This is a genomic window from Anaerococcus sp. NML200574 (genome assembly GCF_026131665.1).
GTDB classification, from domain to species: Bacteria; Bacillota; Clostridia; order Tissierellales; family Peptoniphilaceae; genus Anaerococcus; species Anaerococcus kampingae.
Genome location: NZ_JAMXSM010000001.1, coordinates 149,272 through 163,508, shown reverse-complemented (window position 1 = coordinate 163,508; position 14,237 = coordinate 149,272). Strand labels below are relative to the sequence as shown.

At 36.2% G+C, this 14,237-nt stretch carries 13 protein-coding genes; 12 read left to right on the top strand and 1 reads right to left on the bottom strand.

The features are described 5' to 3' along the window. Window positions 1–170: 170 nt before the first annotated feature. The 9 genes from NH286_RS00720 (at window position 171) to hydE (ending at window position 10,278) form a co-directional block, all read left to right on the top strand. The gene (locus NH286_RS00720; protein ID WP_265236070.1) at window positions 171–1,982 is read left to right on the top strand and encodes a collagen binding domain-containing protein; all 1,812 of its coding nucleotides are present in this window, start codon (window positions 171–173) and stop codon (window positions 1,980–1,982) included. A gap of 90 nt (window positions 1,983–2,072) precedes the next feature. Further along, complete coding sequence (locus tag NH286_RS00715) at window positions 2,073–3,053, top strand: class C sortase (protein WP_106460929.1); 981 nt, start codon at window positions 2,073–2,075, stop codon at window positions 3,051–3,053. After that, the gene (locus NH286_RS00710; protein ID WP_265236066.1) at window positions 3,046–3,924 is read left to right on the top strand and encodes a class C sortase; all 879 of its coding nucleotides are present in this window, start codon (window positions 3,046–3,048) and stop codon (window positions 3,922–3,924) included. The genes NH286_RS00715 and NH286_RS00710 overlap by 8 nt, the downstream gene beginning before the upstream one ends. Further along, a complete protein-coding gene (locus tag NH286_RS00705) occupies window positions 3,899–4,780 on the top strand; it encodes a class C sortase (RefSeq protein ID WP_265236064.1) in 882 nt (293 codons plus the stop codon). The genes NH286_RS00710 and NH286_RS00705 overlap by 26 nt, the downstream gene beginning before the upstream one ends. A gap of 293 nt (window positions 4,781–5,073) precedes the next feature. Then, window positions 5,074–6,486: an alanine/glycine:cation symporter family protein gene (locus NH286_RS00700; RefSeq protein WP_265236062.1), complete on the top strand. Its 1,413-nt coding sequence runs from the start codon at window positions 5,074–5,076 to the stop codon at window positions 6,484–6,486. 120 nt (window positions 6,487–6,606) lie between these two features. Further along, on the top strand, window positions 6,607–7,818 hold the full coding sequence (locus NH286_RS00695) for a S41 family peptidase (RefSeq protein WP_265236060.1): 1,212 nt from the start codon (window positions 6,607–6,609) through the stop codon (window positions 7,816–7,818). 34 nt (window positions 7,819–7,852) lie between these two features. Then, window positions 7,853–8,542, top strand: a complete 690-nt coding sequence (locus NH286_RS00690; protein ID WP_265236058.1) for an acyl-[acyl-carrier-protein] thioesterase — start codon at window positions 7,853–7,855, stop codon at window positions 8,540–8,542. Further along, window positions 8,535–9,158 (top strand): phosphohydrolase, encoded by a 624-nt coding sequence (locus tag NH286_RS00685; protein WP_265236056.1) that lies wholly within the window; start codon window positions 8,535–8,537, stop codon window positions 9,156–9,158. The genes NH286_RS00690 and NH286_RS00685 overlap by 8 nt, the downstream gene beginning before the upstream one ends. Window positions 9,159–9,255: 97 nt before the next feature. Next, window positions 9,256–10,278 carry a [FeFe] hydrogenase H-cluster radical SAM maturase HydE gene (hydE, locus tag NH286_RS00680; RefSeq protein ID WP_265236054.1) on the top strand — a complete coding sequence of 341 codons (1,023 nt, stop codon included), beginning with the start codon at window positions 9,256–9,258 and terminating at the stop codon, window positions 10,276–10,278. Between the two features lie 53 nt (window positions 10,279–10,331). On the opposite strand, the gene NH286_RS00675 is transcribed toward hydE, so the two are convergent. Next, on the bottom strand, window positions 10,332–11,345 hold the full coding sequence (locus NH286_RS00675) for a threonine aldolase family protein (RefSeq protein ID WP_265236052.1): 1,014 nt from the start codon (window positions 11,343–11,345) through the stop codon (window positions 10,332–10,334). A gap of 249 nt (window positions 11,346–11,594) precedes the next feature. Here NH286_RS00675 and NH286_RS00670 point away from each other — a divergent pair, with 249 nt between their 5' ends. Genes NH286_RS00670 through feoB form a run of 3 tightly spaced genes read left to right on the top strand, consistent with a single transcriptional unit; the run spans window position 11,595 to window position 14,196 of the window. Continuing rightward, complete coding sequence (locus NH286_RS00670) at window positions 11,595–11,819, top strand: FeoA family protein (protein WP_106460921.1); 225 nt, start codon at window positions 11,595–11,597, stop codon at window positions 11,817–11,819. Continuing rightward, window positions 11,819–12,046, top strand: a complete 228-nt coding sequence (locus NH286_RS00665) for a FeoA family protein (protein ID WP_106460920.1) — start codon at window positions 11,819–11,821, stop codon at window positions 12,044–12,046. Before NH286_RS00670 ends, NH286_RS00665 begins: the two co-directional genes overlap by 1 nt. After that, a complete protein-coding gene (feoB, locus tag NH286_RS00660) occupies window positions 12,043–14,196 on the top strand; it encodes a ferrous iron transport protein B (protein ID WP_265236050.1) in 2,154 nt (717 codons plus the stop codon). Before NH286_RS00665 ends, feoB begins: the two co-directional genes overlap by 4 nt. Window positions 14,197–14,237 lie beyond the last annotated feature (41 nt).

The following is a 14,237-nucleotide window of genomic DNA, read 5'->3' as shown; positions in this document are numbered from 1 at the left end:
TCAATAGTATTATTGAAATAAATGTGATATAATAAGAGTAATTAGAAGAGAAAAAATTTATATATGAATTATATATAAGAAACTCTTATATAGATTTCCTTAAAAAGGCCAAGTAAGTATATATAGCAAGAATTAAGAAGTAAAGGCCTGATTATATTCTAGGAGGAAGAATGAAAAAGATAGTAAAAGATAAAATTCTAGGACTAGTTTTGCCTTTGATTATGGTACTTAGTATATTTATTCCTAGTATAAAAAGTTTTGCTAAATCAACTGAAGCTAAGCCAAATCCAGCAAAAAGTGCTGAAAAGTACAGGGTTGAGTTAAATATAAGCCATGTTGATGATAGAAAATCCGACACAGAAGACATAAAAGCAAATGCTAGGCAAGTTAAATATTTTAAATTGCCAAAAGATTATGAAAAAAGAGATCACTTGGAAGTAGCAAAGAGACTTCATGCCTTACCTATGGTAGAGGTTGAAAAAGAGCTAAAAAGCGAAGGAACCTTATCCAATAAATCTTTAATTTATGATGATGGTAAACTTGTCGAAACTTTAAGCAAAGACAAGTTTGATAAGGAAAGAACCTTTGAAAAAATTGTATTAGAAAATCTTGAACCTGGTTTTTATCTCATAAAGGAAACAGACGAATCAAAAGATAAATATGACCAAAAATTAATAACAACAATTGAAGAAGTCTCAGCAAATACTGTTGAAGACGGCCTTATGATAGTAAACATGAAAAAAACTGTTAAAAATCCAGAAACTTCAATAACTTTAATCAAGGTTGACCAAGATAACCCTAATACGAAATTAAATAAGGCAGAATTTAAACTTTATAAAAAGGATGGGGATAAAAAAACTCCTATTGCTGTCAAAGAAATAGCAAAAGGATCCTATACTTATGATCCTACTTCTAATCTTGAAAGTGTTTTAACAACATGGGATAATGGAAGTCTGACTGTAGAAAACTTACCAGAAGGTGAATTTTTCTTTGAAGAAGTAACTCCTCCAGCAGGCTATGAAAATAAAGATAATATTGGAAAAGTTTCTGATACTTTCAAACCTGGTTCTGGAGAAGTGAAGGTTAAAAACAAAAGATACCCACTTCTTAAAAAAGTAGATGACAAGTCAGGTGAATACTTAAATGCTGCTGAATTTAAATTGTTTAAAAAGGATAATAGCCCTGTAAAATTCAAATTAAATGCTAAGGGTGAATATGCCTATGATGAAAAGGGCGATTTAGAATTAGTAAGCACAGCTGGTCAAGGCTCTATCTTTGTAGAAGGCTTACCAAATGGTGATTACTACTTCAAAGAGACAAAGGCCCCTGAAGGTTATAAGGCTGATACAGATAAAAAGTACGAATTTACCTATAAAGACGGTAAGATGATTACTAAAGAAAAAGACAATCAACCTTATTTAACTGTACCTAATGCTAAGATACATTCAGATGTCGTAGTTACAAAAGGTGGCTATAAATTTGTCAAAACTGATAATACCGACAAGGCCAAAAGACTTGGCGGAGCTGTTTTCCAAGTACAAAAGATTGTAAATGGAGAATATGTGACAGTTCAAAGAGATGGCAAAAATTATCAGGTAACTTCAAATGATAAGGGAGAATTTTCTGTAAGTGACCTTGAATATGGAGACTATGCCCTAAGAGAGGTAAAAGCTCCTACAGGATTTAATCCAGAAAGTGCACCTATCAAATTTACAATTAAGGCTGGAAGTGATTCACAAGCGGCAATTTTCATAAAGAACTACCCAAATGTTACAATCACAACTGAAAAACCAACCACAAAAATCACAAGACAAAACACAGTTACAACAGATTACACACCTACAGGTGTGACTAAGATTATAAGAGGACCTATTGTCAAGACTGGTGATATTAGAATTTTGATTATGGCTGTTATTGGCCTAATACTCTTAATAACTGGTGTAAAATTAGTCAGGTCAGCAGAAAAACCTAGAATAGCATAGTAGATTTACTTAAGAGTAATCTTCTTTATAATCTATTAGAGGGGCTCTAAGTCAGATGGCTTACGCCCCTCTTTTATGAATGGAAAAACAATGGCGAAAAAAGACAAAAAAGCAAAAAAAGTAAATAAGAAAAAATCCAAGAAAGGTAAATGGATATTTAGGCTTATCTTCTTATTAGGCTTTATGGTTATGATGTATCCGCTTATTTCTAGGCTCTATTATCGTATAGAATCTAATGAGCAGGTTACAAGCTTCTCTGAAGGTGCCAAAAAGCTTGATACTAAGGAAATAGACAGGCGTATCAACCTTGCCAAGGCCTTCAACGAGTCCTTGTCAGGAAAGATTGCATCAGATCCTTATAGCCGTAAGAAACAAGAAGAAGGCCGTAAGGAATATGCTAGGATGCTAGAAGTAGAGGAGATGATTGGTACTGTCGATATACCAAAGATTAACCAAAAACTCCCTATCTATGCAGGTACTAGCGAGGATATCCTCCAAAAGGGCGTGGGCCATTTGGAAGGTACTTCCCTTCCAATCGGTGGTAATTCCACCCACACAGTCCTCACAGCCCACTCAGGCCTTCCAGAAGCGACCCTCTTTACCCATCTTAACCAGCTTGAGATAGGAGATAAATTCTATATAGAAAATATCGAGGGAATCATTGCCTACCAGGTAGACCAAATTAAGGTCATAGAGCCATCAAACTTTGATGACCTTCTTATAAGTCCAGGCCATGATTATGCGACACTTTTAACATGTACGCCGATAATGATTAACACTCACAGGCTTATTGTAAGGGGCCACAGGGTGCCTTATGTACCAGCAGTTGATGAGGAATTAATCAGAGAAAGCAGAAATAACTGGATATTTAGAATCCTATTCTTTGCTTCACTTATCCTTATCCTTATCCTTATAATCCTAATCTTTAAGCTAAGAAGGGATAATAAGAAGTACTTTAAGAAGATTGCAGAGATATCTAAGAAAGGCTTTACAATTGTAAAACCAAAGGCAAAAAGTCAGGGAGACCTCTTTGATAATCTAGCGGCAGATGATGGAGATGACTATGACTAATCCAAAAAAGAAAAAGCCTAACAGGCTAATGTTTGTAGGCATCTTTCTTTTAGGTCTTTTGATTTTCTCCTATCCTTTGATAAGTCAAAAATATTATAAAATTCAAAAGGAAGATGAGGTTATAACCTTCGTTAAGGCAGCCAAGGCCCTCCCACCAGAAAATCTGGATAAGAGGATGGCTCTTGCAGAAGCCTATAACAGGACCCTAGACCCATCTAGGCTTGCAGACCCTTATACTGACATAGAAAAGGCAGCTAGGGTAGAATATGCAAGGATGCTTGAGGTAGAAGAGATGGTAGGCCATGTCAATATTCCAAAGATAGGCGTAGATATACCTATTCGTGCAGGATCTGCTGAAGATGTTTTGCAAAAAGGTGCAGGCCACTTGGAGGGGACTTCCCTTCCAATCGGTGGTAAGTCTACCCATACAGTCATCACCGCTCACAGGGGCTTACCCAATGCCAAGCTTTTTAGAAACCTAGATCAGATGTCCTATGGAGATGTATTTTATATTACAAATATCAAAGAAACCATTGCATATAAGGTAGACAAAATCCAAGTTGTAGAACCATCTAATTTTGAGCCGGTTCTAGTAGTGGAAGGCCATGATTATGCTACACTTCTAACTTGTACACCTTATATGATCAACTCCCACAGGCTTTTAGTCAGAGGGGAGAGGATTCCTTATCAAGCAGCTATTGATGATGGTATAGCCAATACACCTAGGGCTAGGATTGACTTCTTTAGGATGGTTTTAGTAATGATACCTATAATACTTCTCCTAACCCTAACTCTCTTTAGAGAAAAGAAGAAAACAGACCACTTAAGTAAGGAGCTTAGAGAAATTGAAGAAAGAAATAAAACTAACTAAGAAATCATTTTTGGGATATATCCTTATTTTAGTTGGGCTAGCCCTCTTGACTAGCCCCCTAATACTTAGGTCATACCACGATATTAGCGCATCATCTGCCAAAAAAACTTTCGAAAAACAAGAGGCAGAAAAGAGTCAGGAGAAAATCGATGAAGAAAACAAAAAGGCCCTAGCCTATAACGAAATAATCAAGAACTCTGATATGAGTGTTCAAGATCCATTTACAACAGATGAATATGAAAATGGCTATGATATGTTTACAAAAACAAACACACCTTTTGCCTACCTTTCTATTCCAAAACTAGATAAATACCTACCCCTATATTTAGATGCTACAAAAGAGCATATTTCAAGGGGAGTAGCCCAGGTAGCAGGCACAGCCATACCAGTAGGAGGCAAGGGCACAAGATGCGCCATAGCAGGCCACAGGGGCTGGTGGGGTGATACTATGTTTTTGTATGTAGATGAGTTAGAGCAAGGCGATTATATCTATATAGAAAGAGCTAACCAAACCATGAGATATGTGGTAAGCGATAAGGAAGTCATAGGACCCTATGATTGGGATAAGCTTGCCCCAAGAGAAGATATGGATATGATAACACTTTTGACATGTTCACCATTCTTGCCACCTAGGCCTGACAGGCTCCTTGTAAATGCTATTAGAGATGAATCAGGGCCAGCAGAAGAATTTAAACTTTCAGATGGCAGCCTAAAAGCAAGCCAAAACCAAGATGAAAAAGGCGACAAGCTCGTAAAAATCAGCAAAATAGCTACACTTATTGGAGCGATACTAGGAAGTATAGGCTTCATCTACACCCTAAGAAGATTTGCAAAGAGAATAAGGGCAACTTTGTAAAATTCTTAAAAATTTTAAATAAATTTAAAAGGCAGGATAGCTTTATAATAATATAAGCCATCCTGTTTTTATTATTCAAATATTTTCATATATATTAATTATTTTGTTATTTTATTTGCTATAAATATCTATTATTCAGACTTATTCTAATTTGTAGTAAGCACATCTATTAGTAATCTTGACTTATTATTCATATAAAAGTAAAATAAAAAGGAGTTGCTTCACTATAGTAGATTAGTGAATGAACGACCTAAAGATCAATTGTAAATTGGTTTGAATTTGAAAGGAATTTTATGAGTTTTATAGATAACCTTATATCGACAATCAACGGATATTTGTATTATCCAATCCTAATAATAATTTTACTAGGAACTGGCCTTTATTTTACCTTTAGAAGTGGCTTTATTCAATTTAGACTGCTTGGCGATGCCTTTAAGGTAATTGTAGAAAAACCTGAGCATGATGGGGATATTTCAAGCTTCCAGGCTCTTATGGTTTCTACCGCTTCTCGTGTAGGTACAGGAAATATAGTTGGCGTTGCCAATGCTATCTGCCTGGGAGGTCCTGGTGCTGTATTTTGGATGTGGATTATAGCTATAATCGGTGGTGCCTCAGCCTTTATAGAATCAACCCTGGCCCAAATATATAAGAGAAGGTCTGATGATGGCACTTCTTACGGTGGTCCATCCTATTATATTGAAAAGGGCCTTGGTTCTAGAAAGCTTGGAGTAATCTTTGCCATAGCTTTGATTATGACCTATGCCTTGGGCTTTAATATGCTTGCATCCTTTAACCTCCAAGATTCCTTTAGGGTCTATGGCTTTTATGACAAAAACACGACTCCTTGGATTATAGGAGGGCTCCTAGCCCTAGTTGCAGGTTACTGTATCCTTGGTGGTGGCAAGAGGATTATAAAGTTTACATCCTTTATAGTTCCTTTTATGGGCTCGATTTATGTATTAATGTCACTTGTCATGATTGTGATTAATTTTTCAAATATCCCAGCCATGTTTAAATTAATTCTAGACGATGCTTTTAATTTTAAGGCAATCTTTGGTGGAGTGGCAGGTTCTGCCCTTGTAGAGGGAATCAAGAGAGGCTTATATTCAAATGAGGCTGGTATGGGATCAGCTCCAAATGCTGCAGCAAGTGCTGTAGTAAGCCATCCTGTAAAGCAGGGTCTTGTGCAGATGATTTCAGTATTTCTTGATACCCTTGTAATTTGTACAGCTACAGCCTTTATGTCCCTTGTATCAGGTATTGTTCCTACAGAAGAACTTGCTGGCGCACCTCTAGTGCAAAACTCTCTAGCAACTGTATTTGGTTCATATGGCAATATTTTTATAACAGTATCTCTCGCCCTTTTTGCCTTTACAACTCTTCTGGGCAATCTTTACTATTGTGATTCATGTCTTTCTTATTTATTTAAGAAGACTCAGAATAAATATGTCATGATTTGCTTTAGACTTATAGCAAGCCTAGTAATCTTTGTAGGCGCAGGCATGGAAATGAAATTTGTTTGGAACTTTGCAGACCTACTTATGGGAATTATGACAATAATTAATATATCCTCAATTTTGCTTTTGGGTGGTATATCTATAAAAGCCTTAAATGATTATATAGATCAAAGAAGCAAAGGCCAAGAGCCGGTATTTATGGCAAAAAATATAGGCCTAGATGAAAGCAAGCTAGATTATTGGAAATAGAAAATAATGCGCCAGGCCAGCCCTGGCTTTTTTCTTAGCAATTTATTAGTGCTAGCTAAGGCTTTTGTGATATAATATTAGTATTAGTAAATAGGAAGGTCCTATTAGAAAGGAAAAAATATGAAAAAAATAGGTAAATTTATTTTAAGTCTTTGCCTCATAGCAGGTATTGGCTTTGCAGGATTTATGCTAGGAACAAATATGGATATAGGCGGCAAGGGAAATATTAAGGCAAAGCAATTGACAAGCGAGATGGCTTCCCTTAAGGAATTGCTTGATAGAAATTTCCTTTTTGATTACGATGAGAACAAGCTCTATGAAGGCAGTCTAAAGGGTATGTTTGCAAACCTTGGCGATCCTTATACAGCTTATTATCCAAAGGAAGAATTTGCTAAGCTTATGGAAAATCTTGATGGCAGATACAAGGGTATCGGCATAAGTGTCTCTAATTCTAAAGAAGGCCTTATCAAGGTTATCCAAGTATTTGAAGGTTCTCCAGCCCAAGAAGCTGGCCTAAAATCAGGTGATTTTATAAAAGCTGTCGAAGGCAAAGACTTCGCAGGTAGTGAACTTGAAGAGGCTGTTGCCCTAATTAGAGGTGAAGCTGGCTCAAAGGTGAAGCTTAAGCTTTTAAGAGTAAGTGAAGAAAATCCAAAGGGCGAGGAAATAGATGTCGAAGTTGAAAGACGTGATGTGAAAGTAGATACAGTCAAGTCTCAAACCCTAGATTTAAAGGGAACAAAGATTGGCTACTTGAGATTAACTGCCTTTGACGATGTAACTTGGGATGATTTCAAAGACCAATATGCCAAGCTTAAAAATGAAGGAATCCAAGGTCTTATCTTAGATTTAAGAAATAATCCGGGCGGTGCCCTAGATGTTTGCCTAAATATAGCAGATACCTTCCTTGATGAGGGAGTAGTAGTAACCACAGAAGATAAGGATGGCAATGTCGTAAGCGAGAAGTCAGATAAAGAATTTGACGATATTCCAATGGTTACCCTAATAAACGAAAACTCAGCTTCAGCTTCAGAAATCCTAGCAGGTGCCTTTAAAGATAGGGGAAGGGCTAAGATAGTTGGAGAAAAATCATTTGGTAAGGGAGTAGTTCAAAAGATATTCCCACTAGATAATGGCGCTGGTGCAAAGATTACAATTAGCGAATACAAGACACCAAATGGCGAAAAAATCAACAAAATTGGTGTTAAACCTGATGTAGAAGTAGAAAATAAAAACCCAAATTTAGACCTAAACGAAAATGATTTTACCAAAGATAATCAATTCCTAAAGGCTCTAACAGAACTTGTAAAAGAAATAGGAAACAAAAAATAGGGCAGTTATCTGTCCTTTTTTTAAAGGGGTAAGTATGAAAGAGACAATGACCTATAGGATAGGATCCATGCTTTGCAACAAAGAAGCTTTTCTAAGTTTTAAAAATTTGACAGGCCTTATGTTTGATGTATCCTTTATCCAATCTGCTAAGGTTGAGAAAGATCTAGATATGAAAGGCAAGGCCTGGCTGGTTTATTCTTGGGATATAGAAATTGATGAGCCTATAAAAGCAGGTGATGTTATAGAAATTACATCTATTCCTACCCAGATAAAAAGATTTTATGCCTATAGAAATTTCCTTGTCAAAAAAGATGGAAAAGAAATAGCAAGGGCCTGTGCCAAACTTATCCTATTTGACAGGCTTAAAGGAAAACTAATCCCGATAGATGAAAACATTCAAAAAGCCTACGGGGAAGAAAAGCTAATCTATGCCGGCAAAGATTTTAAAAGGCCAAGTGATTTTGTAAATTCAAAACAAATTATAATTAGGCAGGCGGATTTTGATGAAAATAGCCATGTCAATAATGGTATTTATTTTGACTTTCTAAAAGAGATTGAAAATATTAGGGAAGATAGGATTTCTTATATAAAAATAATTTACAAAAATGAAATAAAAGACCAAAAAGAAATCAGCCTATCCTATAGAAATACTGAAAATGAAGTAGAATTTTCTATAGATTCAGATAATACTAACCATAGCTACGGAGTGATTAGATATGTATAAGGAAAATTTTGGAAATATTCCAAACAAGGATAAGATAAGGTCCATAATGGATGAGGCCTTTGCCACAAATCCCACAAAATGGATAATCCATTCCCACTTAGTTGGTAAAACTTGCGAAAAAATTGCTAAAGAGCTTGGCCTTGACCCAGATATAGCACTTGCTTGTGGGAGTCTTTATAATATTGGTAGGGGCCTTGGCTATGACAATATGGCTCATTTATTGGAAGGATACAGGTTTTTAAGAAGTGAATCATACTTTTTACCCGCTCGTATAGCCCTAGGATATGGCTTTGTCACAGATAGCATTGATTCTTATAATGGAGAGAAAAATGTATCTGAATTTGACTTAGATTTTATAGGCAAATTTCTTGAGAAAAGAGAGGAGGCTCTCTATGAAAAGCTTGTAATTGTTGTGGATAATTATATTAAAAATGAATATTCAAGCCTTGCTGAGAAAAATGAGGTCGAAGTAGAATCAAGGAATCCAGAAATTAGCAATATAATAGATAATTGGCAGAAAGATTTGGCGAAAATCCTTAGCAAGGAAATAGGAGCCTATGTGCCTAGGAGAAGGTCTTACAAATTTCCCTATAATTTATTCGAAGATCAAAAATAATATTGCAAAATATGTATATTTGAGTATATTATAAATGAATTTATTTTATCAACCCAGGGAGGTCGCATGACCTCCTCAATTTTTTTTATGAGGACTTATGACAAAAAGAAAAATCAACCATATTCCATATGACAAACTCAAAAAATATATAGAAGACGAATCCATGACTGAAAGCCTGATGGAAAGGGCTGATGAGATCAGAAGGGCAAATTACGGCGACAAGGTCTATATCCGAGGCCTTATTGAGGTGTCAAACATCTGCAAAAATAATTGTTATTATTGCGGGATAAGAAGATCAAATGATCATGTCAACCGCTACAGGCTTGCCAAAGACGAAATCCTAAGATCGGCTGATTTTGGCTATGGGCTTGGTTTTAGGACCTTTGTCATGCAAGGGGGAGAAGACCCTAGCTTTAGCAGAGATTTCGTTGTGGATGCTATAAGAGAAATTAAAAATAAATATCCAGATACAGCCATAACCCTATCCCTAGGCGAAAGATCCTATGAAGACTACAAGGCCTTTTACGATGCGGGAGCTGATAGGTATCTTCTAAGACAGGAAACATCAAACCCAGACCACTATGCCAAAATCCACCCTAAAGAGATGAGCTTAGCGCATAGGCAAGAATGCCTTCATAATCTTAAAAAAATAGGCTACCAAGTTGGGGGAGGCTTCATGGTTGATAGTCCCTACCAGACTACAGATGATTTGATAAGAGATATCAGATTTTTAGAAGATTTAGAGCCGGATATGGTAGGAATTGGACCATTTTTGGTAAGTCATGATACACCCTTTAAGGACTTTAAGGATGGGTCTTTTACAAAAACATTGAGAATGGTAGCAATCCTAAGGATAGTTTTCCCCTACGCCCTAATACCAGCAACTACAGCCCTAGGCACCATAAATCCAAAGGGCAGAGAGCTAGGTCTTAAGGCAGGGGCCAATGTCCTCATGCCAAACCTATCTCCAGCAAAGGCCAAAAAGTCTTACAATCTTTATGACAATAAATTAAATACAGGCCTTGAAGCAGCGGAAGCCAAAAAGGCCCTCGAAAAGGAAATAGCTAGCTTTGGCTATCAGATAGTAACCGATAGGGGCGATGTTAGAGATAAGAATTAAAAAATCCATGATTTTTGGAATAAAACCAAAAGTCATGGATTTTTTTATGAATTTTATAATTTTTCCAGGAAGCCTTCCACATCTTCCTTGCTGGTCCTAAAGGTAGTTACAAGTCTGATTACTTTTTCATCATCTTCTTCAGACATAATTTCAAAGTAAGCAAACTTTGCCATTTTTTCATACTGGTTAGCAGAAACCCTAAGGAAAACTTGGTTGGACTCAAATGGATAGGCAAGGTCATAGCCTTTTTCTACAAGGCCAGATGCGAGAAGTTTTGCCATCTCAAAGGCGACCTTGCTGCCCCTTAGGTAAAAGTCATCTTCAGAAAAGACCCTCTCCCACATAATTCCTTGAACAAAGCCCTTGGCTAAGAGACTTCCCTTTTGCTTGATAAGGTTGATCAAATCTTTTTTAAGGTCTTTATTTTTTACAATCAAGGCCTCACCAAAGAGAAGACCAGCCTTGGTTCCTCCTAGATAAAAGATATCACACATTCTAGTCAAGTCTTTTAGGCTGTAGTCGCAATGATCACTTGCAAGGGCTGCCGCCATCCTAGCCCCATCTATAAAGAGATAAAGACCATTTTCCTTGCAGAAATCATAGATTTCTTCTATTTCCTTTTTCTTATAAACTGTTCCAAGCTCTGTAGTATTTGAAATATAGACCTTTTTAGGAACTGTAACATATTCTGTATTAAAAGATGCGTAGGCCTTTTTTAGATTTTCAAGATTAATTTTCCCATCTACTGACTCTATAAGCTCGATTTTAAGACCTGTAGCCTCAATTGACCCTGCTTCATGGCCCTCTATATGGCCGGTAGTGGCAGAAAGAATAGAATCTTGTTGTCGCATGCCAGCAGTCGCTCCAATGATATTGGTAGGGGTCCCTCCAGGAAGAAAGTAAATATCAACATCCTCATCCCCTAAAGCTTTTTTAATAAGGGTCTTGGCCTTATCAGAGTGATAGTCAAAGCCATAGCCAAGATTTTTCTCATCTATAGATTCTTTTAAAGCATCCAAGATTTCTGGATAGCAGATAGAATTATAATCATTAACAAAAAAATACATATAACCTCTTTCCTATAAATTTCACTTAGTTTTATTTCTTCTATTATAACATTTTTAAAAAAAATTAGATAAAATTTAATAAATAACGTTTTCCTCTTAGTTATGTGAATGAGATTGATAATTTATATCAAACATTTCTAGTAAGTAGTATTGATATTCATTATCGGCTATGATATATTAATAGTACAAGGATATGACATCCTGATTTTAAAAATATTGCAATAAAACTAAAATTATAGAGGAGAGATTATGCCTATTACATTTTATAGCATAGGTGATACTGTCGAAGTAATCAAACTTAAGGGCGATGAAAAGATCATAAAACACCTAAATAACCTAGGTTTTGCTAAAGGTAGAATAATTAAGCTTTTGAATTTTGATGGGGTCAACTACATATTTACTATTGATGATAATAGATTTGCCCTTAATAAAGAATTAGCTAGTAAGATAATTGTTAAGGAGGTAGCAGCCTAATGCCATTTTTAAATGAAGTGCCAGTAGGGGATACTGTAAAAGTTGTAAAACTTGAGGGCGATGGCCCTACAAAAAGAAGAATCATGGATATGGGAATTACAAAAAATACAGAAATTTTTGTAAGAAAACTTGCTCCACTAGGAGATCCTATCCAAATTAACCTAAGAGGTTATGAATTAAGTATTAGAAAAGAAGATGCGAAGAATATAAGAGTGGAAAAGATATGAGTATAAGAATAGCACTTGCTGGTAACCCAAACTCAGGTAAGACCACCCTATTTAATGCCCTAACAGGCTCAAATCAAAGGGTAGGTAACTGGCCAGGGGTTACTGTTGATAAAAAAGAAGGCGTATTAAAAGGCCACAAAGACGTAATAATAGAAGACTTGCCAGGTATTTATTCACTTTCTCCATATACAATGGAAGAAGTTGTTTCAAGAGAATATCTTATAAATGAAAGACCTGACCTAATAGTAAATCTAGTAGATGGTTCAAACCTAGTTAGAAACCTCTACCTTACAAGCCAACTAGCAGAGCTTGAAATCCCAATGGTTATATCCCTAAACATGATGGATATAGTTAAATCAAAGGGAGATAAGATTGACATCAAGGCCCTAGAAGAAAAATTAAACATTCCAATAGTTGAAACTATAGCAGCTAGGGAAAAGGGTGTTGATAAATTAATAGCAAAAATATTAGAAGTTGCAAAAGATGGTCAAAAACCAAAAGAAATGCTCTTTGATTCTGACCTAGAAGAAGCCCTTAAACCAATTGAAGCTGACTTAAAGCCAATAGTTGGCGAAGATTTATCTAGATATTATTCAATCAAGGCCTTCGAAAATGACGAAGAATCACTTGGCCATATCAAATTGACAGAAGAGCTAAAAACTAAGGTAGATCAGGCTAGAAATAAGCTGGAAAAAGAACTAGAAGATGATGCTGAATCAATCATCACCACAGCTAGATATGAAAGCTTAGCTAATCTTTCAAGCGATGTCCTAGTAAAGGCTCCACCAAAGGTAAGCTTAACAGATAAGGTTGATAAGATTGTAACCAATAGAATCTTAGGTCTACCAATCTTTGCCCTAGTAATGTTTTTGGTATTTTTCGGTGCAGTTTATGAACATTCACCAGGAACCATGGGCACAGATTTAGTAAATGGTTTCTTTGAAGATAACCTAATACCAGCAGTTGGAGCATGGATGGAAGGCTCTAATGTAAACCCAGTTATTCAATCATTGATAACAGATGGAGCTCTTGCAGGTGTGGGAGCAGTACTTGGATTCTTACCACAAATGATGGTTCTATTTGCCCTATTATCAATCCTAGAAGATATAGGATATATGGCAAGGGTAGCCTTCATCATGGACAGACTCTTTAGAAGATTTGGTCTATCTGGTAAATCATTTATCCCAGCCATGGTTGCAACAGGATGTGGTGTACCTGGTGTCCAAGCATCAAGAACAATCGAAAATGAAAGAGATAGAAAGATTACAATCATGACATCTACTTTCATGCCTTGTTCAGCAAAATTACCAGTAATTGCCCTTATAGCAGGAGCATTTTTCCCAGAAAACAAAGCCTTGGTATCATTCTCATTCTATATGATTGGTATAGCTTCAATTGTCTTTTCAGGAATTATCCTAAAGAAATTTAAGGCACTAGCAGATGAACCAGCACCATTTATTATGGAATTACCTCCATACCACGCACCAAGAGTAAAATCAGTTTTAACTGATGTTTATAATAAGTCTAAGGCCTATGTTAAGAGAGCTGGAACAATAATCTTTATATCAGCTGTTATAATTTGGTTCTTAACACACTTTGACTTCAGATTACACTTAATTGAAGAAAACTCAGAAGGATCAATCATAGCTGTATTAGGTTCCATAATCGGCGTAATCTTTAGGCCAATAGGCTTTGGAAGTTGGCAATCAACAGTTGCAACAATATCAGGTTTCGTAGCAAAAGAGAACGTAGTTTCTACAATGGGAGTTGTTTTAGGCCTAGGTAGTGATGTTGCATCAGATACACCTGAGTTACTCCAAGCCTTCGGTGCCGCAATAGGAACACCTGTAGCAGGTTATTCATTCTTACTATTTAACATGCTCTGCATGCCATGTTTTGCAGCAGTAGGAGCTATCAAGACAGAAATGGATGATAACAAGTGGACAGCCATAACTATAGGCTATCAAATGGGCTTTGCTTATATAGTAAGCTTCATCTTCTATCAACTAGCAAGCTTCTTAGCTTATGGTAAATTTGGCATAGGCACAGTACTTGGACTAGTAGCCCTAATCTTCTTCATCTACATGGTAGTAAGAAAAGGAAGCTCTAGAAAAAACTTAGCCTACAACGAATCATTAGCCAAAGCTTAGATTAAAGGGAAGCTAGAAAGTAAGTCCTTAAACTAAACTTT